The following is a 20,287-nucleotide window of genomic DNA, read 5'->3' on the forward strand; positions in this document are numbered from 1 at the left end:
ATGGGGATGAAAACTTGTGTCTATGGCGAATTTTACTCAAAATAAATTGATATGAAGTATTTAGTCAATCGAACAATCACCTTAGGAGTAGGCGTGTCGAAATACCCTCTAATTTGTTTTCTCTGCCTAACTGCGGCAGTGCCTGTGGCACTCGCAGCTAATCTTCGTCTTAATATTGAAGGCCTTGAAGGACAACTTAATCAAAACGTTCGCGTACAGCTATCTAATATATCGCAAGATGAAGTTGTGCCAAACGGCCGTTTTCGAGCCCGTGTTGAGAAAGCAATTAAAGAAGGTTTAAAGCCTTTAGGTTATTACCAACCCACGGTTGAGTTTAGCTATGAAGAAAAAACCCCGCCTGCTCGTTCCGTTTTAACCGCCAAGGTCACTCCTGGGGAACCTATTTTATTAAAAGGGGTGAATGTTGAGTTACAAGGTGGAGCAAAAACGGATCCAGCCTATGAAAAGATGCTCAAACAATATACGCCAAAGCTTGATACTGTTCAAAATGATGGCGAATACGAAGAATTCAAAGGGCGCTTTAACAGCTTAGCGGTTCGTAAAGGTTATTTTGATGCGATGATGGAGAAAAGCCAATTGGGTATTTCTCTTGATCACCATGCGGCTTATTGGGATTTTGATTTTAACAGTGGTGAACGCTATCGGTTTGGTGCCATTTCTTATTCAGGCTCACAAATTCGTGAAGATTACCTGAACAACCTTGCGCCTTTCAAAAAAGGGGAATACTACACATCAGAGCAACTCGCTGAATTTAATCGTCGGTTAGCAGAAACAGGTTGGTTCACTTCTGCGATTGTGACGCCGCGCATCGTGAGTGCTCGAAAAGAAAACTCCTATGAATTGCCGATGGAAGCGGTGATGACGCCTAGAGCCAAAAATTTTATTGAGCTTGGTGGGGGGTATGCAACAGATGTAGGTCCTCGCGTTAAAGCGACATGGAATAAGCCGTGGATCAACTCCCGTGGGCAGAGTTTAACGTCAAATATTAGTTTATCCCAACCAGAACAATTAATTGATGCGAGCTATAAAATTCCATTAAAAGCGAACCCGCTTGAGCAATATTATGCGGTTCAAGGGGGCTTTAAACGGACAGATTTAAATGATACCCAAGCGAATACAACAACCTTGAATGTGTCTCGTAATTGGGATTATTCATCCGGTTGGCAGTATGGTGTAAACATGCGTTGGATGCTGAGTAACTTTACCCAAGCCAACGTGACGAATACGACCATGTTGCTATATCCCGGGGCCTATGTGAGCCGCATTCGCCAACGCGGCGGTGTGATGCCAACATGGGGTGATAGCCAACGTTATTCTATTGATTATTCGAATAAAATATGGGGTTCAGATATCGACTTCGCTGTACTACAAGCCAAAAATGTATGGATCAGAACGCCATGGGAAGGTCATCGCTTTGTCGTTCGTGGAAATATCGGCTGGATTGAAACCAATGACTTCGACAAAGTTCCACCGGACTTGCGTTTCTTTGCGGGTGGTGACGGCAGCGTGCGTGGATATGGCTATCAAAAGATCTCGCCAGAAGATAGTAAAGGTAAACTAACAGGGGCATCAAAATTGGCGGTAGGCTCTGTGGAATACCAATATAACTTTACAGGGAATTGGTGGGGAGCAACCTTTATTGATAGTGGTGAAGCCGTTGATAATTTTAAAGATAATGATTTTAAAACGGGTGCGGGAATTGGTATCCGCTGGGTCTCACCGGTTGGTCCAATAAAATTAGACTTAGCAAAACCTATCGGTGATCCAGATAACAACAAAATACAGTTTTATATCGGCTTGGGGACTGAGTTATGAGGTGGTTGAAGTGGCTAAAATGGACCAGTCTTTCCATTTTATTAATTCTTGTTCTGGTTGTTGCCGCACTCAGTTGGGTGATTGGAACCCAGTCTGGTCTTCACTTTGCATTAAATACAGCGACACGCTTTGTTCCTGAATTAACCATTGATAAAATTGACGGGGATATTAGTAACTTAACGCTAAGCGGCGTTAAATACCAAATGCCAGGGGTTGATGTTAACGCAGGGAAATTAAATTTAGCGGTACGTTTAGGTTGTTTAACCAGTCGTGAACTCTGTGTCGACAACTTAGGCACAGAAAATGTCACTGTCAATGTGGATACCACGCAGTTTCCTCCTTCAGAAGAAACACCACCATCTGAACCTTTGACTGAACTCAAGGCACCTTTGACTATTCGTTTGAATCAATTGGCTTTGGTTTCAACGCACGTCAATGTGGATGGCATGGACATCGATTTAGCCAAATTTACCACAGGGATCACGTGGGAAGGAAAAGCGATCACTATCATTCCAACCGATATCATGGATTTGGCAATTAATTTACCTGAAACCAAATCAGATGCCGTCGTTGAAGAGAAACTGCCAGAGCCAACGCCGACTAATGAACAAAAATCATTAGCGGACGAATTAAAAGCGCTATTTTCTAAACCGTTACTCGCTGAACTACCAGAAGTTATTTTACCTGTTGATTTAAATGTTGATGGCATTAATGCTTCGAATTTTCAATTAACGGGAGCGACTGAACTTAAAATTAACCAATTACACTTGAGTCTTTCGAATGAAGGGCAACAAGTTTTAGTTAAACAGTTAAAAGTCGATGCACCGCAGGGGAATATTGCGTTATCTGGCACAGCAACATTGCAAGATAAATGGCCAGTCTCATTGTCGGTCGTGGGGGAAAGCCGTTTAGAGGATTTAGACGGGCAAAAAATAGACCTCTCCTTAAAAGGCGGTTTGGTTGATGAGCTAAAATTGGCATTGAACTTACACGGGCCAATTAATGCGAAATTAGATGCAGAAACGGATTTGTCACAAGCAGACCTGCCTATTTTGCTTACATTAGAAAGTGATAAGTTAACGTGGCCGTTAGTGGGGGAGGCGCAATATCAACTCGATGGGACTCGTCTGCGCCTAAATGGCCGGCCATCGGCTTATGATATGTCTGTACGTTCAGCGATCACTGGGCAGGATCTCCCTCCCTCTACCTTGCTATTAGATGCGAAAGGTAATGAAGAGCAAATTAATTTAACTCGCTTACGCTTAGCTGCTTTACAGGGTAATGCAGATATTACAGGTGTGGCGGACTGGAGTAAGGCGATTAGTTGGAATGCGGTATTGACTCTTTCGGGTATTAATACGGCTAAACAGTATCCTGAATGGCCTGCTAAAGTGGATGGCAAGATTGCTACTCGTGGAAGTTTATACGGTGGTAGCTGGCAGTTAGATATCCCTGAAATTATTTTGGATGGTAATGTCAAAAATAATCTCTTGAAAGCGCGCGGCAAAGCCAAAGGTAACGCAGCAGGCCAATGGGATATTCCAAACTTTAATTTGGCACTGGGTAAAAATAATGTCGATATAAAAGGCTCCCTTGCTGATAAATGGAACCTTGATGCCAAAATTAATGCCCCTGCACTTAATGGTTTGCTGCCTGGCTTAGGTGGCGTGATTGCCGGTGATATGAAATTACGGGGTAATTTAGAGACGCCAGAAGCGCTTGTTGACCTCACTGCACGCGGCGTGAAGTGGCAGGATGACCTCGCTATCGAAAATGTTGTTATCAAAGGAAATGTGGCAACAGGCGAACAAATTAAAGGGAACCTATCTGTTGTTTTGCGTCAGTTAAAACAAGGTGACCTTGTTGTCAGTAACCTGACTTTAGATGCGAAAGGCAGTGAAAAACAGCATACGTTAAAATTGAATATGAAGGGTGAGCCAGTTTCGGGTCAATTAGCATTAGCAGGCAGTTTTGACCGGCAGACTGAAGTGTGGAAAGGGAATTTAACCAACACCTTATTTGATACGGTGGTGGGTGAATGGCGCTTAAACCAAGCGATGTCACTCGATTATGCCAACCAAACACAAGAAGTGACCATTGGCAGACATTGTTGGGTTAACCCGAATGCCCGTTTGTGTGTACCAAAACCGATTAAAGCCGGTAAAAGTGGTAGCGCGGATATCGTGCTAGAACGTTTTGATCTCGCCATGATCAAACCATTTATGCCACAAGATACTCGAGTCAGTGGCGTATTTACGGGTAAAGCTAATGCCATTTGGAAAGCAGATGGTAGCATGCCACAAGTGAAGCTGGACTTGCGAGGAAATGATGTCAAAGCGGTTCAGTTTGTGGATGGTACTCGTTTACCTATTGCTTTTGATACCTTAACGTTAAGTGCGGGCTTAAAAAATGGCAAGGCAGACCTTAACTGGCTGTTTGGGCTAACGAATAATGGGCAAATGCGCGGCAATATCCAAGTGTCTGATATTGAGAAACGCCGCTTACTGTCAGGTAATGTTGAAATTAATTCGGTGACATTAGATTTAATCAAGCCGTTGCTAGGCCAGAAGGAAGTGGCGAATGGGCGCTTGAGTGCGAATTTACGTTTAAGTGGGTCAGCAAATAACCCATTATTAAATGGTAGTTTAGCGCTTTCGAGTTTAGAAGTGAGATCGGCAATGATCCCATTTGATATCAAAAGTGGTCATTTAGGTATTAATTTCAACGGCACAAGCTCAGTAATGAATGGTCAGATAAATACGCCAGAGGGCTATCTGAACATTGATGGTGATGCGGACTGGCGAAATATTGATGCGTGGCGGGCAAAAGTCATGGCGAGAGGTAATAACCTCCGCGTTTCTTTACCGCCGATGATCCAAATTGATGTTCAACCGGATATTGTATTTGATGCATCACCTTCGGTACTCACGTTAAAGGGTACCGTCAATATTCCATGGGCTCGAATTACTGTTCAAGAACTCCCTGAGTCGGCGGTAAGCGCGTCTTCAGATGTGGTGATGTTAGATAGCAATTTACAGCCAATTGAGGAAAAAGCGCCATCCATTCCTATTCAGACCAATTTGGATATTAAAATTGGCAACGATGTGCAACTAGATGCATTTGGCTTAAAAGCACGTCTGACCGGTTTATTGAAAGTGGTTCAGAATATCCATGGCTTGCACATTAATGGTCAAGTAGATATTCCGGCTGGCCGTTTCCGTGCTTATGGGCAAGATTTGATTGTCCGTAAAGGCCAAATTCAGTTCTCGGGCCCTGCAGACCAACCATTCTTAAACTTAGAAGCGATTCGTAACCCAGACAATACCGCAGATAACGTGATTGCCGGGGTGAAGGTCACAGGCCTTGCGGATAAACCAAAAGTAGAAATATTCTCTGAACCGGCGAAAACACAGCAAGAAGCGCTGTCTTACTTATTAAGAGGAGAGGGCTTAGACAGTGGGGACGCAAATGGTTCACAAATGACATCTATGTTAATAGGCTTAGGTGTAGCACAAAGTGGGCAACTCGTGGGTAAAATTGGTGAGACATTTGGAGTCTCTGATTTAGCCGTCGATACCCAAGGTGTGGGGGATGGTTCTCAAGTCGTTGTAAGCGGTAAGATCACTAATGATTTACAAGTGAAGTATGGAGTTGGTATCTTTGACTCATTGGCGACGTTAACTTTACGTTATCGGTTGATGCCAAAACTGTATTTAGAAGCTGTGTCTGGTGTTAATCAGGCATTGGATCTCCTTTACCAATTTGAGTTTTAGATTATGCGTGTAATTGTTTATGGCAGCTTAAGACAAAAGCAAGGAAATCATCACTGGATGACTTATGCTCAGCTACTCGGTGAACATAAGCTAGAAGGCTATGAACTGTATGATCTTGGATATTATCCAGCAGTTGTCAAAGGGGATGGGGCGATAGAGTGCGAAGTGTATCGAATCAACCCGTCCATTTTGACAGAGTTAGATGAGTTAAAGAAAAATTCTCAAGACTATGTGAGGGAGCTCATCCCAACGCCGTATGGCAACGCTTGGATTTATCTATATAAACATTCCGTTGATGGTCTACGCCAAATAAAGAGTGGCGACTGGTTGAAACGTGATGAAGAAGTATAACGGTTTAAGACTCGCTATCGAGTTGTAAAATATAAAACGCCAGCAATAATAGCTGGCGTTTTTACTTTATGACCTAATCAACCTATTAGAGCCCATAAAAAAGCACTGATATTAACCAGTGCTTTCATTATGCCCTTAAAGGGTGATTATTTTTTTGCAGCGCGTTCGAAAGATTCGATGATCTCTGCTTTTGCAGATGCTGCATCTTCCCAACCGTCAACTTTAACCCATTTACCTTTTTCTAAATCTTTGTAATGTTCAAAGAAATGAGTAATTTGAGCACGCAGTAATTCTGGCAGGTCGTTCACATCTTTGATGTGATCGTATTCTTTGCTTAATTTAGTGTGCGGAACAGCCACTAATTTTGCATCTTCACCAGACTCGTCAGTCATTTTTAGGACGCCAACAGGGCGGCAACGGATGACTGAGCCTGGTTGTAATGGGTATGGAGTTGGAACTAATACATCAACTGGGTCGCCATCTAAAGACAGGGTGTTGTTGATGTAACCATAGTTGCATGGATAGAACATCGCGGTTGACATGAAACGGTCTACAAACAGCGCACCAGAGTCTTTATCAACTTCATATTTGATAGGATCTGCGTTCGCTGGGATCTCGATGATAACATAGATATCTTCTGGCAGATCTTTACCTGCCGGTACATTGTTCAGGCCCATTTAAATGTATCCTTTGTGTGAATAATGAATTTACTCATTTTAATGTGTTGCCGTTTTTAGGCAAATTAAATAATAGAGTAGATAGCGTGAGGGACATTATAGCCGTAAAAGGGGGCAAAACTCACTAGTTGGTGAAAAAAAGGAACAAAAAAGGCGGGAAGCCCCGCCTTATAATTAATGAATTAGATTATTCCGTGTCAGGGAATTCACGCATAAATGATTCTGCTTTTTCTACCATCGACTCTGTTCCGACAAAGAACGGCGCACGTTGGTGTAATTCGCTAGGTATGATATCTAAAATGCGGTTTGCTCCATCACTGGCTTTACCACCGGCTTGCTCTGCTAAAAATGCAATTGGGTTACATTCGTACAGAAGGCGCAGTTTTCCATTGGGATGGCTTGCCGTACTTGGGTAAATATAAATTCCCCCTTTGAGCAAGTTACGATGGAAGTCTGCAACCAAAGAACCGATATAACGTGTGGTATACGGGCGATTTGTTGCTTTATCTTCTTCTTGGCAATATTTAATGTACTTTTTAACACCCATCGGGAACTTGATATAGTTGCCTTCATTGATGGAGTACATTTTTCCTTCTGATGGGAACATCACTTTTTCATGAGACAAGCAGAACACGCCCAATGATGGGTCGTAAGTAAACGCGTGTACACCAACACCCGTGGTGTAAACTAACATCGTTGATGAACCGTAAACCACGTAGCCCGCAGCCACTTGGCGGTTACCTGGTTGCAGGAAATCCGCTTCTGTAACCGGTTGGCCAATCGGTGTAATACGATGGTAAATGGAGAAAATTGTTCCAACGGAAACGTTTACATCGATGTTCGAAGAACCATCAAGTGGGTCCATTAAAACAACATATTTTGCGTTTTCTGCGCGGTCTCCTTCGAAAATGACAATTTCGTCTTCTTCTTCAGAGGCGATACCGGCGACTTCTCCGCGTGCTTTTAAAGCCGCTTTTAGTTTTTCGTTTGCATACAGGTCAAGCTTCATCTGAACTTCACCTTGAATATTCGAAACACCGTTAGTGCCAAGAATATCGACAAGTCCAGCTTTATTAATATCACGATGGATAATTTTAGCGCCCAGTTTGATAGCTGATAATAAAGAAGTCAGCTCACCTGTTGCATGAGGAAAATCTTGTTGCTTTTCGACGATGAATTCGCCTAATGTTTTCATGACGAAGGTCCTGAATAAAATTGACAGAGGTTTTGCGGGGCATTTACCCTCGCGCGGGAAGAGTTTAACTAAATAAAAAAAAGATTAATAGGTTAATGCATTTATAAACCTGTTTTTGATGGGTAGAATAGTGACCAACCTCATGCTAATTGGATGAAAAAGAATGCACATACATATTTTAGGTATATGCGGCACCTTTATGGGAAGCTTAGCAATATTGGCTCGTTCTTTAGGACATAAAGTGACGGGTTCGGATGCCAATGTGTATCCACCGATGAGCACATTACTTGAAAATCAAGGGATTGAACTCATTCAGGGGTATGATCCGGCTCAACTTGACCCAATACCGGATATGGTCGTGATTGGTAATGCAATGACGCGTGGTAACCCTTGTGTCGAAGCTGTTCTAGAAAGAGGCTTACCGTATACATCTGGCCCACAGTGGCTTCATGACCACGTGTTACCTGAACGTTGGGTACTAGCTGTGGCGGGGACCCATGGTAAAACGACTACTGCAGGAATGCTTGCATGGATCTTAGAAGACTGTGGTTACAAGCCTGGCTTTCTAATTGGCGGTGTTCCAGGGAATTTTGATGTCTCCGCTAAGATTGGTGAAAGCCCGTTTTTTGTTATTGAAGCGGATGAGTATGACTGTGCATTCTTTGATAAGCGTTCTAAATTTGTGCATTACAGCCCGAAAACCTTGGTATTGAACAACCTTGAATTCGACCATGCGGATATTTTTGAAAACCTCGAAGCGATTCAAAAACAGTTCCATCATCTTGTACGTATTGTGCCAGCCAGCGGCAAAATTTTCACACCTGACAACGACAATCATTTAAAACAAGTGATTGGAATGGGTTGCTGGAGTGAGCAAGAGCTGGTGGGTGGGGAGCACGGCGGATGGCAAGCAGAGAAACTCAGCCACGACGGCAGCCACTTTGCTGTGTACTACCAGCAGGAAAAAGTTGGAGAAGTCACTTGGTCACAAGTGGGTAACCACAACATCCAAAATGCATTGATGGCGATTGCAGCGGCTCACCATGTGGGCGTTCCAGTAAAAGAAGCTTGCCTCGCTTTGAATAGTTTTATCAATGCACGCCGTCGCCTTGAGCTACGTGGTGTTGAAAATGGTGTCAGTGTTTACGATGACTTCGCGCATCACCCAACTGCTATTTTGGCAACGTTAGAAGCACTTCGCAGCAAAGTTGGCGGAACTTCACGTATTCTTGCGGTACTCGAGCCTCGCTCGAATACGATGAAAATGGGTATCAATAAAAATGATATTGCGCCTGCGCTTGGCCGTGCAGATGAAGTGTTTCTTTTCCAACCCGCCAATATTCCTTGGATGGTGACAGACATCGCTGAAAAATGTGTTCAACCAGCTCGTTGGAGCGCAGATATTGAGGCATTCACCAATATGATTATTGAAACCGCACAACCGGGCGATCATATTTTGGTGATGAGCAATGGTGGCTTTAGCGGCATTCATGGCAAATTGCTCGCAGCTTTGAAAGCAAAGGCAGAAACAGAACAAGATGATTAAGCTTTATTAGCGATATACTCGATTACCCAGTGATCCTTATGATTGCTGGGTTTTTTTATGTTTGGCGTACTTAATGAGTGTGGCTCTGTGATGAAACTTAATGTTATTGGGCTATTCATCTCTTTTTTTAAACTTCCCATATAACAATCTAGTGAATCAGTGAAAAGGTGGAACAAGCAGCCAACCGCAATCGCTTTGAGTTTCCATGATGGCATGAATAATAATACGACATAGACAACCGCAGCCCAAAAGGAATGGAGTGGGTGGAAACCAATGCCACAGCGCTCTGGGTCGAAAATTGGATCAGCTAGCAGATGATCTAAATCGATAGCCATCGTAGCAATCATTATCAGGGCCGCTAGTTTCCAATTTTTTCGCCAAAATAGGTAACCAAAGGCAATTGGCATTAGGAAGTGAAAACCGTAGTGTATGACGTTACGGAAAATATCAAATAGCAAAATGATGTCTCAAAATAGAATAGAAACAGACAAAAACAATAAGAGGGAAATCAATTTCCCTCTTAAGCTAATGTATATCAATAGATTAAAGCTCTTGTTCAAATAACGCTAAAATCGCTTCATATAATTCTTTTGTGGTGAAATTGTTGGCGGGTGTTGAGAAGATAGTATCATCACCAGCAATACTACCTAAAATTCCTTCTGCTTTACCTAATGAATCTAACAAACGTGCAATAAGCTGTGCAGCACCAGGACTCGTTCTGATCACGACAACAGAAGGGTTATAGTCTATATCCAAAACCAAGTTTTTGAGTGGACTGGTAGCGGTAGGGACACCAGGCTCTGTAGGTAGGCAATATACCATTTCCATTTTTGCATTACGGGTGCGAACAGCACCAAATTTGGTAAGCATTCTGGAAATTTTTGATTGGTTAATATTTTCGAAGCCTTCTTCTTGCAAAGCTGTGACGATCTCAGCTTGCGAGCTAAATTTTTCTTCTTTAAGTAGGGCTTTAAAAGCCTTAACCAAGTCTTCTTGTTTAGACGGAGTGCGCATAATTAACCCATTCTTTTGCATTGAATTAAGTTGTATTATCCGTAAAAGTGCATTTTTATGCAACAAAATTGCGTTATGATGATTTTGTAACCAGCGAATAACTTAAGGTTAAGTCGTCTCATTTTGGATTGGTAGTTAAAAGTATTAAGTTATAGTAAATTGCGAAAATGAAAAATTAGCATAATAGAACAATGAATTTTCCAGATGTCTACTGTAAATTTATTGTTAATAAAAATATTTTTGATTGAATAATATACACTAAAAACAACTTATTGTGCGAAATGCAACACCCAGAAAAACTATTTGTTAAAAAAGTGCCCGTTATCTCATTAACAGATAAGGAATTTGTTTAGAATACTGGCAATTAATAAACAAGTTCTCTTGCGTTAAACTCTCTCTCTATCTGTTAACAAATTGTTTTTTATACGTAATGTGTTAAGTGTATAACAAATAAAGTGATATCTTTTAAAAGTACAAATTAAGGAGTTTCAGAATGAAAGTTGCAGTCCTAGGTGCAGCAGGTGGTATCGGTCAGGCTCTCGCCCTTCTTCTCAAAAACCAGCTCCCAGCAGGTTCAGAACTCTCCCTCTACGACATCGCACCAGTCACTCCAGGTGTTGCTGCTGACTTAAGCCATATCCCAACTGATGTTAAAGTGACAGGCTTTGCCGGCGAAGATGCAAAACCTGCATTGAAAGGTGCTGACATTGTTCTTATTTCTGCGGGTGTTGCACGTAAACCAGGCATGGATCGTTCTGACTTATTTAACATCAATGCGGGTATCGTCCGTAATCTGATCCAACAAATTGCTGAAACCTGTCCTAAAGCATTGATCGGTATTATCACTAACCCAGTGAATACCACCGTTGCTATCGCTGCGGAAGTCCTGAAAAAAGCAGGCGTATATGATAAAAACCGTTTATTCGGTGTGACGACATTAGATATCATTCGTTCTAATACATTTGTTGCTGAGCTAAAAGGCAAAAATGTTAATGATATCGAAGTGCCTGTAATTGGTGGCCACTCTGGTGTGACTATCCTGCCACTGTTATCTCAAATTGAAGGTGTTAGCTTCACTGATGAAGAAGTTGCAGCGTTAACTAAACGCATTCAAAATGCAGGTACAGAAGTCGTTGAAGCGAAAGCGGGTGGTGGGTCTGCAACTTTATCGATGGGCCAAGCTGCTGCACGTTTAGGCTTATCGTTAATTCGTGGTCTCCAAGGTGAAAGCAATGTGGTTGAATGTGTTTACACTGAAGGTGATGGTGAATATGCTCGCTTCTTTGCACAACCAGTCGTTTTAGGCAGAAACGGTATCGAAAAACATTTACCAATTGGTAAATTAAGTGCATTTGAAGAAAAAGCGCTGAAAGACATGCTAGATGTATTAAAAGCAGATATCGAATTAGGTGAAAAATTCATTAATGGCTAATGCCAATTAACGCTTTTTCTAATTGTGAAGGGTTGAGTTTCGTTCGGAACTCAACCTTTTTTATTTGGTTGTTATCAAAAGATAAGGCCGTGAATACATTGATTGATTTTTCACGGCCTTATCGCTATATCCCATGCAGTTTCTAATCTTCCACTGGTGCTTTAACTCTGACTTTTCTTTCTAATAAATCCCCCGTAATTGGGTCGTAATAACGACTTGGCCAAATTTCAGCAGGGTGAATGGCTAAGAAATTTGCAATGATCCATTCCCCTTTAGGCCAAGGGCGTGATAGTGCATTAGCTAACGTTGAAGAGCTTAGTCCAGCCTCACGTGAAATTGCAGCAAGTGTTGTTCCACGTTTACGTAAAGCAGCAATGATATCTGCAGGGTGCCAGTCCGATTTCCGTAAAATCATTTTTTAGTCCTTTTTTCACTTAGAATCATGTAGAGTTAATGGTACGAGTAACAGAAAATTATGGTACATTCAGTACATCCGTTTCGTTATTGGAAATAAAATAACAGAAATTTCCCAAAATAATTTCTGATTTTTTCTTAAAAATTCATTTTATGAAACTGTCGTGGTTTTTATGAAATTAAATGGAAAGTCAGAATGAATAACTGTGAGTTAGGATAAATCTTTGTTATTAAAACTAACTCTTTCTAGTTAGGGATAGGAATAACATATTTAATGCTACTTTTTACTTGAACTCATAATATATCTAGATTAATTAATAAAATTAGTTAAATTATTAGAGAGTAAATTATTTAATTGTCTGTTATTAAAAGAAATTAGAATTCTAATAACAAATATAATTTGTATATTATTATTTATAGGTATAAATAAAACGAATAGGTTAATGGGGTTTTGAGAAAATAGAGATAGTTTTCAACAACTGAAAATCAAATTGTCATCATGACTAGGAGGGTCAGCATGTACAAGGAATGGCTAACGGCAAAAGAGTTGGTTGGGTTACAAGGGCTTCCCATGACAACCCAAGGTATTAATGCTATGGCAAGGCGTGAAAACTGGGTCAACCGTAAAAGAAGAGGTATTCAAGGTAAAGCGCTGGAATACCATATAAGTTCTTTACCTATCGATATTTTTGAAAGTCAGTTTGCTAACGAAACCTCACCACCTTATCAAGCAAAACGAAATGATAATGCCTTTATTTGGCAAGAGGCTTATAACCAGCTTTCCAGCCAAGAACGAGACATTATCCTGACATTTATTATGCGCGAAGGGGCATTAGCGCTAATAAATTTAATTAATAATAAATAATTTACAATTACTTAAGGTGTAAATAATTAATATATAAAAATAATATTATATTGAATTTAAAAAACGGTTTAACAGATGACATTTTAGTAGGCTGAAAAGCAGGTTTCATAATATAAGTGTGAATTGAAAAATGAAAAAATTGTGGTTCACTGCCAAAGAATTAGCTGGGTTAGAAGGACTCCCGACATCTCCTCAGGGAATTAACCTAATGGCAAGACGAGAAGGTTGGAAAAACCGCCGTAAAAGAGGGGTACAGGGTAAAGCCGTTGAGTATTATTTTGAAAGCTTACCGGGAGAAATCCAAGGGCAGCTTAGCTTACATGAGCCTTCGGTAATTTACCAAAGCCAAAGAACAGATGCATTGCAAATTTGGTCAGAAGCGTATTATCAACTGACAGAGTCCGAGCGCAATAAAATAGTCAAATATATCCTGCGTTATGGCTTATCGTCACTACTTGCTCAAATCGATGAAGAAGACAAAGGGGAAAAATAACGTTTCCCCTTTTCTTGATCTACTTTGTCTTTTCTAGTGACTAAGAATGGCGTTGGATTGCAATATAAGCTAAGCCGATCAATGCATCTTTATAAATTGAATCTTCAATTACATTCAAGGCATCAATCGCTTTTTGTGCTTCTTCTTGGGCTCTTGCATAGGTATATTCAAGGGAACCACAGCGTTTCATGGTTGCCAGAACCGTATCTAACAGGTGGCGCCCATTGCCTTGCTCAATCGCTTGGCGGATCAACGCGGACTCTTCTTCATTACCATTTTGCATAGCGTGAAGTAGGGGAAGTGTAGGCTTACCCTCATCTAAATCATCACCCGTATTTTTCCCCAATTGAGTATTGTCTGCATCATAATCGAGAAGATCGTCAATTAACTGAAAAGCGGTACCAATATAGCGACCATAATCTTGTAGCGCTTTTTCTTGTGCCGGTGTTGCATTCGCTAAAATCGCAGATGCGTGGGCGGCTGCTTCAAAAAGACGTGCAGTTTTACTGTAGATGACTTGCATGTAGTTTTCTTCAGTAATATTGGGATCGTTGCAGTTCATCAACTGTAAAACTTCCCCTTCAGCGATCACATTCGTCGCTTCAGACATCAGTTTTAGCACCCGCATTGAATCGAGATCCGTCATCATCTGGAATGATCGAGTGTAAATGAAATCACCCACGAGGACACTCGCTGCATTACCAAAAACCGCATTTGCAGTTTGTTTTCCACGACGCATATCGGACTCATCAACGACGTCATCATGTAGCAGCGTTGCGGTATGAATGAACTCGATCAATGCAGCAACTTGAGTATGTTTATGACCCGAGTAGCCTAAAGATCGACCTGCAAGCACTGCGATCATCGGCCGGATCCTTTTACCGCCACCACTGACGATGTAATAACCAAGCTGATTAATGAGTGCAACATCCGAATTCAATTGACTGAGGATGGCTTCGTTTACCGCTGACATATCCTCAGTTGTCAGTTCAATGATAGATTCTAAATTCATTGTAATTTATTCATATTATTAGTTTTTGGTTCATTCCCGAAATAAAAAAATGGGAGACCGATAGAACAGTTATCTTTCTAGCATAACATTATTAATTATAAGATTATCAGGTGTGATGCAAAAAATGTTTAAATAAGTAACAATTGAGTGAATAGGCACTAAATCAATGCTCAAAAACGGTTATTGAGAAAAAAGTCGTATTTTTTGTCATCTAACCGCATTATTGGCTTGTGTTCTGATGCTTTTTTGCGTAGAATTCGCGCCCTATTGTGAATATTTTATAGCGTGCTCTGGAATTGAAATATTTAACGGGTACGCGGAAAGCGGAGTTAATATGTACGCGGTTTTCCAAAGTGGTGGTAAACAACACCGAGTTAGCGAAGGTCAAACTGTCCGCCTAGAAAAGCTGGACATCGCAACAGGTGAAACTGTTGAATTTGATCAAGTTCTAATGGTTGCTAATGGCGATGAGATCCAAATCGGTGCTCCTGTCGTTGAAGGCGTTAAAGTGAAAGCGGAAGTGGTTGCACACGGTCGTGGCGAAAAAGTTAAAATCGTCAAGTTCCGTCGTCGTAAACATAGCCGTAAACAACAGGGTCATCGTCAGTGGTTCACTGATGTTAAGATCACTGTCATCGCTTAAGATTTAGGAGAGCAGATTAATGGCACACAAAAAGGCTGGTGGTTCGACTCGTAACGGTCGTGACTCAGAAGCAAAACGTTTAGGTGTTAAACGTTTTGGTGGTGAAGCTGTATTAGCAGGTAGCATCATCGTTCGTCAACGTGGTACTAAGTTCCACGCAGGTAACAACGTAGGTTGTGGCCGTGACCACACTCTGTTCGCATTAGCGGACGGTAAAGTTAAATTTGAAGTTAAAGGTCCAAACAATCGTAAATTTATCAGCATCGAAGCTGAATAAGTTTTCTGACCTTTAATTCAGAATTAAAGCCCTGCAAAAACCTTTTGCGGGGCTTTTTATATTCAGATATTTGATCTTTAATGAACTACACACGTATTAAAGATGCACCATCTCTGAGTAGAACAGCCATCCAGCGTTATGCGGCTCAGAAGCGGAGAGAGAATTATGAAATTTGTAGATGAAGCCAAAATATTGGTCGTGGCAGGAGATGGTGGCAATGGTTGTGTCAGCTTCCGCCGTGAGAAATACATCCCGAAAGGGGGACCGGACGGTGGTGACGGTGGCGATGGTGGGGACGTTTACTTACAAGCGGACGAAAACCTCAACACGTTAATCGATTACCGTTTTGAAAAATCATTTCGTGCGGAACGTGGTCAAAATGGCCAGAGCCGTGAATGCACGGGCAAGCGTGGTCAAGATATCACAGTGAAAGTGCCTGTAGGAACGCGTGTACGCGACTTAGGGACTAACGAAATACTCTGTGACATGACGCGTCACGAACAACGTCACATGGTCGCTAAGGGCGGTTTCCATGGTCTTGGAAATACTCGTTTTAAATCTTCAGTAAATCGTGCTCCACGTCAACGTACAATGGGGACAAAAGGGGAAACCCGCGAAATACTGTTAGAGTTAATGCTGTTAGCGGATGTGGGCATGCTTGGTATGCCAAATGCGGGTAAATCAACATTTATTCGTTCAGTATCAGCCGCTAAGCCAAAAGTTGCCGATTATCCCTTTACCACTTTAGTCCCAAGCTTGGGCGTTGTGCGTATGGATAACGAACAAAGCTTTGTGGTTGCCGATATTCCAGGGTTGATCGAAGGTGCAGCTGAAGGTGCAGGTCTTGGGATCCAATTCCTGAAACACTTAGAGCGCTGCCGTGTTTTGCTTCACTTAGTTGATATTTGTCCTATCGATGAGTCTGATCCTGTCGAAAATGCGAAGATCATCATTAGTGAGTTAGAGAAATACAGTGAAAAGCTGGCAGCAAAACCACGTTGGTTAGTCTTCAATAAGATTGATATTTTAGGTGAAGAGGCGTCAGCGGAGCGCGCAGCAGAAATTGCCAAAGCGATGGGCTGGGAAGATAAATTTTACATGATTTCAGCGGTTAACCACGAGGGTGTGAAAGCACTGTGTTGGGATATCATGGAGTTTATGAATACTCAACCGCGTGATATGGCAACCACTGAAGATGCACAGCAGCCTGAAAAAGTTGAATTCATGTGGGATGACTACCACAAAGAGCAACTTTCTGGTGCTGATGATATTGATGATGACTGGGATGACGATTGGGATGAAGATGACGACGAAGGTGTCGAAATCATTTACCAAAAATAGTTTATCTTAGAAATGTAAAAAGGCGCGAAAGCGCCTTTTTACTGTCTAAAATCGATGTGATCAGTTTTTCTGATACAGATCTTTATACAAGCGGCTTTCGAACCGTACTAATGGAACTCGACGAGTACGCTGCTGGTTTTGTGGTACCGCATACGCAGAAATAAACTGCACGAAGGCAACTCGCTGCCCACTCGCCGTGGTAATAAAGCCTGCGAGGTTATAGACCCCTTGTAATGCCCCGGTTTTGGCGGAAACTTTACCATTGACTCCTGCCTCATCAAAGCCACCGCGATAACGCAATGTGCCATCATGGCCTGCAAGCGGAAGCATGGAGATAAAATCAAGCTGTTGATCGTTTTTTGCGATAAATTGCAAAACTTCCATCATCGTTGCTGGCGTGATCAAATTATGACGGGACAAACCAGATCCATCAACCATCACGGTATTGCCAAGGTCGATCCCCGCTTTTTGCTTCAGTACTTGCCTTACCGCGTCAGATCCTGACCGCCAAGTTCCTGGAACACCATAATATTCTCGACCAATAGTACGAAAAACGGTATCCGCTATCATATTATCGGATTTTTTTAGCATCACTTTTAGCAAGTCATGCAGTGGCTTAGATTCAGTTTTGACTAATACCTGTGATTGAGGTGCTTGGAATGTACGTTTTTTTACATGGCCTGTTAGCTCAATGCCAGCGGTGGTTAACTCATTTTTGACAATCGCTCCAGAGTAACTCGCTCCGTTTTGTACAGCAAAAGCAAGTGGTAGAGGGTCACTGCGTTGAGTTAAACAACCTGTTAGGGTGTAGCGGTTCAGTTCACCAGGGACGACATCAAGCTCGCAATAGCGTGCTTCTGGGGAGCCTTTAGCTAATGTTTTAACTTCGCTGAACATATTGACAGGATAAAAACTAGCCGCCTTAATGAATGCATAATCTCCTGCTTTTTCAGCGGGGTAAAGAGAAACGGAAAAACAGTTTCGGTCAATAATAGCCGCTGCAGGTGGCGCACTAAAGCATTGGGTCATATCATTCCAAACCCAACCGGGTGCTTTGTCATGGCTAGTAAAAGCTGAAATATCAACAACGAGATCGCCATCCACTTTATGGATCCCAAGCTGCTTTAATGCATTAGCCATATTGCGAATTTGTTGGCGGGTTAATGTCGGGTCACCACTGAAGCGGATCACTAAATCACCCGTCAGCGTGTTGTTGCTAAGTTTTGCATCAGTTTCAAAATTGGTGATAAAACGGTAGTCTGGCCCCAGTTGTAACAGGGCAGCAAGAGCGGTCACAACCTTCTGCGTACTTGCAGGTAATGCCATTTGCTGCGCATTATAATCAATTAATGGAGTACTACTTCCCACTTTTTGCGCGACCAGAGCAAGGTTAGTGCCATCAGGTAAATATTGTTTGTACTCATCAATAGGAATAGCTAGAGCTTGCGCACTGGCTAAGGTTATTCCTAAAGAGATTATCCATTTTCTGGTTAAAGTTAATAATGACATATATTTCACGCATTAGGGTGGACATATAATACATACTAAAGTGTAATGCCTAAGAAAGTAAACGGTGACCCGTTATTAAGTCTCAGTTAAAATAGCGTACATTATGATAAGATAAATGAGTACATGAGTCTGATTGCGTTTTTTTACTAGAACACCCCCGTTTTACGTAGGTGTTCGGTGTACTGTTGTTACAAAATCAGGAAGATACTTGTTTTTAGATAGGATTGAACCGAGGTATTTATTAATGAAACAGATCCCGATGACGGTACTTGGTGCGGATAAGCTAAGAGAAGAGCTTGAATTCCTTAAATCTGTCCGTCGCCCAGAAATTATTGCATCTATTGCGGAAGCGCGTGAGCACGGTGACTTAAAAGAAAATGCAGAATATCATGCAGCACGTGAGCAACAAGGTTTCTGTGAGGGCCGTATTCAAGAAATTGAAGGTAAACTTTCTCACGCTCAAGTGATCGATGTCACTAAAATGGTCAATAACGGTCGTGTTATCTTTGGCTCAACGGTAACAGTATTGAATGTTGATACTGACGAAGAGCTAACGTATCGTATTGTTGGTGATGATGAAGCCGATATTAAGATCAATCTGATTTCAGTGAACTCACCGATAGCACGCGGCTTAGTAGGCAAAGAAGTTGATGATGCGGTCTCGATTAAAACCCCAGGTGGCGATGTCGAGTTCGAAATTCTTAAAGTTGAGTATATCTGATTCCTATTTGCCTGAATTGGTTATATTATTTCCCTGATTTAAAGAAAAAGGCCGCAGGCGGCCTTTTTCACCATATAAAACATGCTTTCAATGGCATTTTTATATAAATGATGGGGGATTATTTAGGTAAAATGATTTTGCGGTCTGCCGAAGGACGGTAGATAACAAGAATTTTACCGATGATTTGTACATTTACTGCACCAGTTTCGCGAACAATCGCATCAGCGATCAAATTTTTAGTATCGCGGTCTTCGCCTGCGATCTTGACTTTGATAAGCTCATGATGCGCTAATGAGAGTTCAATCTCAGCTAAAACACCTTCGGTTAAACCATTGTTGCCGATCATAACAACAGGGTTTAAGTGGTGAGCGAGACTTTTTAGGTGCTGAATTTGTTTTTTATTAAGATTCATTGATTTTTTGCTTGGTTAGTATTGAAAATGGCTTATTCTACCGCCATCTGATATCTATCACCATCAATTATATCTTTTTGGTGGTAAAGAAGCAGCAAGTTAGGTGAAGTTCTTTTAGTATAGTTGGAAAGCACAATGGCCAATAAAAAACGTTCGGCAAGCTCAAGTCGCTGGTTGCAAGAGCATTTTAGTGATAAATATGTTCAGCAAGCACAAAAAAAAGGGCTACGCTCACGTGCATGGTTTAAGCTGGAGGAAATCCAGCAAGGTGATAAAATTTTTAAACCAGGTATGACCGTTGTTGATTTAGGAGCAGCCCCTGGTGGTTGGTCGCAATACGTTGTTAGCCAAATAGGTCATAATGGGCGGGTTATTGCTTGTGACTTATTGCCGATGGACCCAATCGTTGGTGTTGATTTCCTGCAAGGGGATTTTCGCGATGAAGCCGTTCTCGCCGCTTTGTTAGAACGCGTTGGCGACAAAAAAGTACAGGTGGTCATGTCTGACATGGCGCCAAATATGAGTGGGACACCAGCGGTTGATATTCCTCGCTCTATGTATCTAGTTGAATTAGCATTGGATATGTGCCGTTCTGTATTGGCTCCTGGGGGAAGTTTCATTGTTAAAGTGTTTCAGGGAGAAGGCTTTGACGATTACCTTAGGGATATCCGCTCCCTGTTTACGAAAGTAAAAGTTCGTAAACCTGAATCTTCGCGGGCACGATCGCGTGAAGTATACATTGTAGCGACAGGGCTAAAACTATAGTACCCTGAGCG

Annotated in this window: 20 protein-coding genes; 12 read left to right on the forward strand and 8 right to left on the reverse strand. The window is 41.8% G+C overall.

Annotation, left to right across the window (positions count from 1 at the left end):
* The first annotated feature begins 93 nt into the window (after window positions 1-93).
* Genes tamA through PSF42_RS11265 form a run of 3 tightly spaced genes read left to right on the forward strand, consistent with a single transcriptional unit; the run spans window position 94 to window position 5,960 of the window.
* Window positions 94-1,836, forward strand: a complete 1,743-nt coding sequence (gene tamA / locus PSF42_RS11255; RefSeq protein WP_125890687.1) for an autotransporter assembly complex protein TamA — start codon at window positions 94-96, stop codon at window positions 1,834-1,836.
* On the forward strand, window positions 1,833-5,609 hold the full coding sequence (gene tamB, locus PSF42_RS11260; protein ID WP_272680032.1) for an autotransporter assembly complex protein TamB: 3,777 nt from the start codon (window positions 1,833-1,835) through the stop codon (window positions 5,607-5,609). Before tamA ends, tamB begins: the two co-directional genes overlap by 4 nt.
* Before the next feature lie 3 nt (window positions 5,610-5,612).
* Window positions 5,613-5,960, forward strand: coding sequence for a gamma-glutamylcyclotransferase family protein (locus PSF42_RS11265; RefSeq protein WP_004907442.1), 348 nt, complete (start codon window positions 5,613-5,615; stop codon window positions 5,958-5,960).
* A 146-nt stretch (window positions 5,961-6,106) separates the two neighbouring features.
* On the opposite strand, the gene ppa is transcribed toward PSF42_RS11265, so the two are convergent.
* Complete coding sequence (gene ppa, locus PSF42_RS11270) at window positions 6,107-6,637, reverse strand: inorganic diphosphatase (protein WP_102138224.1); 531 nt, start codon at window positions 6,635-6,637, stop codon at window positions 6,107-6,109.
* 187 nt (window positions 6,638-6,824) lie between these two features.
* Window positions 6,825-7,832, reverse strand: a complete 1,008-nt coding sequence (gene fbp, locus PSF42_RS11275; protein WP_004905947.1) for a class 1 fructose-bisphosphatase — start codon at window positions 7,830-7,832, stop codon at window positions 6,825-6,827.
* Between the two features lie 163 nt (window positions 7,833-7,995).
* On the opposite strand from fbp, the gene mpl reads away from it, so the two are divergent.
* Window positions 7,996-9,378, forward strand: a complete 1,383-nt coding sequence (gene mpl, locus PSF42_RS11280) for a UDP-N-acetylmuramate:L-alanyl-gamma-D-glutamyl-meso-diaminopimelate ligase (RefSeq protein WP_125890685.1) — start codon at window positions 7,996-7,998, stop codon at window positions 9,376-9,378.
* Here the strand turns inward: mpl and PSF42_RS11285 are convergent.
* Both PSF42_RS11285 and argR read right to left on the reverse strand, forming a co-directional pair.
* A complete protein-coding gene (locus tag PSF42_RS11285; protein ID WP_272680033.1) occupies window positions 9,375-9,836 on the reverse strand; it encodes a DUF6122 family protein in 462 nt (153 codons plus the stop codon). The two genes, mpl and PSF42_RS11285, sit on opposite strands and share 4 nt — an antisense overlap.
* 85 nt (window positions 9,837-9,921) lie before the next feature.
* A complete protein-coding gene (gene argR, locus PSF42_RS11290; protein ID WP_004907450.1) occupies window positions 9,922-10,392 on the reverse strand; it encodes a transcriptional regulator ArgR in 471 nt (156 codons plus the stop codon).
* A gap of 493 nt (window positions 10,393-10,885) precedes the next feature.
* Here argR and mdh point away from each other — a divergent pair, with 493 nt between their 5' ends.
* The gene (gene mdh, locus PSF42_RS11295) at window positions 10,886-11,824 is read left to right on the forward strand and encodes a malate dehydrogenase (RefSeq protein WP_125890684.1); all 939 of its coding nucleotides are present in this window, start codon (window positions 10,886-10,888) and stop codon (window positions 11,822-11,824) included.
* A 142-nt stretch (window positions 11,825-11,966) separates the two neighbouring features.
* Here mdh and PSF42_RS11300 read toward each other — a convergent pair whose 3' ends face one another.
* On the reverse strand, window positions 11,967-12,239 hold the full coding sequence (locus tag PSF42_RS11300; protein ID WP_115168092.1) for a helix-turn-helix domain-containing protein: 273 nt from the start codon (window positions 12,237-12,239) through the stop codon (window positions 11,967-11,969).
* Between the two features lie 516 nt (window positions 12,240-12,755).
* On the opposite strand from PSF42_RS11300, the gene PSF42_RS11305 reads away from it, so the two are divergent.
* Together PSF42_RS11305 and PSF42_RS11310 are read left to right on the forward strand one after the other, a co-directional pair.
* Window positions 12,756-13,103: a DNA-binding protein gene (locus tag PSF42_RS11305; RefSeq protein WP_125890683.1), complete on the forward strand. Its 348-nt coding sequence runs from the start codon at window positions 12,756-12,758 to the stop codon at window positions 13,101-13,103.
* A gap of 130 nt (window positions 13,104-13,233) precedes the next feature.
* Complete coding sequence (locus PSF42_RS11310; protein ID WP_125890682.1) at window positions 13,234-13,596, forward strand: DNA-binding protein; 363 nt, start codon at window positions 13,234-13,236, stop codon at window positions 13,594-13,596.
* A gap of 40 nt (window positions 13,597-13,636) precedes the next feature.
* Here PSF42_RS11310 and ispB read toward each other — a convergent pair whose 3' ends face one another.
* Window positions 13,637-14,608, reverse strand: coding sequence for an octaprenyl diphosphate synthase (ispB, locus tag PSF42_RS11315; protein WP_125890681.1), 972 nt, complete (start codon window positions 14,606-14,608; stop codon window positions 13,637-13,639).
* 334 nt (window positions 14,609-14,942) lie between these two features.
* Between ispB and rplU the strand changes: the two genes are divergently transcribed.
* The 3 genes from rplU to cgtA all read left to right on the forward strand — a co-directional run bounded on the left by rplU (window position 14,943) and on the right by cgtA (window position 16,869).
* The gene (gene rplU, locus PSF42_RS11320; protein WP_004905925.1) at window positions 14,943-15,251 is read left to right on the forward strand and encodes a 50S ribosomal protein L21; all 309 of its coding nucleotides are present in this window, start codon (window positions 14,943-14,945) and stop codon (window positions 15,249-15,251) included.
* Window positions 15,252-15,270: 19 nt separating this feature from the next.
* The gene (gene rpmA, locus PSF42_RS11325; protein WP_004905922.1) at window positions 15,271-15,528 is read left to right on the forward strand and encodes a 50S ribosomal protein L27; all 258 of its coding nucleotides are present in this window, start codon (window positions 15,271-15,273) and stop codon (window positions 15,526-15,528) included.
* Between the two features lie 165 nt (window positions 15,529-15,693).
* Window positions 15,694-16,869: an Obg family GTPase CgtA gene (gene cgtA / locus PSF42_RS11330; protein ID WP_125890680.1), complete on the forward strand. Its 1,176-nt coding sequence runs from the start codon at window positions 15,694-15,696 to the stop codon at window positions 16,867-16,869.
* Between the two features lie 60 nt (window positions 16,870-16,929).
* On the opposite strand, the gene dacB is transcribed toward cgtA, so the two are convergent.
* Window positions 16,930-18,378 (reverse strand): serine-type D-Ala-D-Ala carboxypeptidase, encoded by a 1,449-nt coding sequence (gene dacB, locus PSF42_RS11335; protein ID WP_213913373.1) that lies wholly within the window; start codon window positions 18,376-18,378, stop codon window positions 16,930-16,932.
* 244 nt (window positions 18,379-18,622) lie between these two features.
* On the opposite strand from dacB, the gene greA reads away from it, so the two are divergent.
* Window positions 18,623-19,099 carry a transcription elongation factor GreA gene (gene greA, locus PSF42_RS11340; RefSeq protein ID WP_125890678.1) on the forward strand — a complete coding sequence of 159 codons (477 nt, stop codon included), beginning with the start codon at window positions 18,623-18,625 and terminating at the stop codon, window positions 19,097-19,099.
* Between the two features lie 118 nt (window positions 19,100-19,217).
* Here greA and yhbY read toward each other — a convergent pair whose 3' ends face one another.
* Window positions 19,218-19,511 carry a ribosome assembly RNA-binding protein YhbY gene (yhbY, locus tag PSF42_RS11345; RefSeq protein ID WP_004905914.1) on the reverse strand — a complete coding sequence of 98 codons (294 nt, stop codon included), beginning with the start codon at window positions 19,509-19,511 and terminating at the stop codon, window positions 19,218-19,220.
* A gap of 135 nt (window positions 19,512-19,646) precedes the next feature.
* Between yhbY and rlmE the strand changes: the two genes are divergently transcribed.
* Entirely contained in the window at window positions 19,647-20,276 is a 630-nt protein-coding gene (rlmE, locus tag PSF42_RS11350) for a 23S rRNA (uridine(2552)-2'-O)-methyltransferase RlmE (RefSeq protein WP_102138213.1), read from the forward strand.
* Window positions 20,277-20,287 lie beyond the last annotated feature (11 nt).

It is taken from the genome of Providencia sp. PROV032 (genome assembly GCF_028484875.1).
Classification (GTDB): domain Bacteria; phylum Pseudomonadota; class Gammaproteobacteria; order Enterobacterales; family Enterobacteriaceae; genus Providencia; species Providencia rettgeri_E.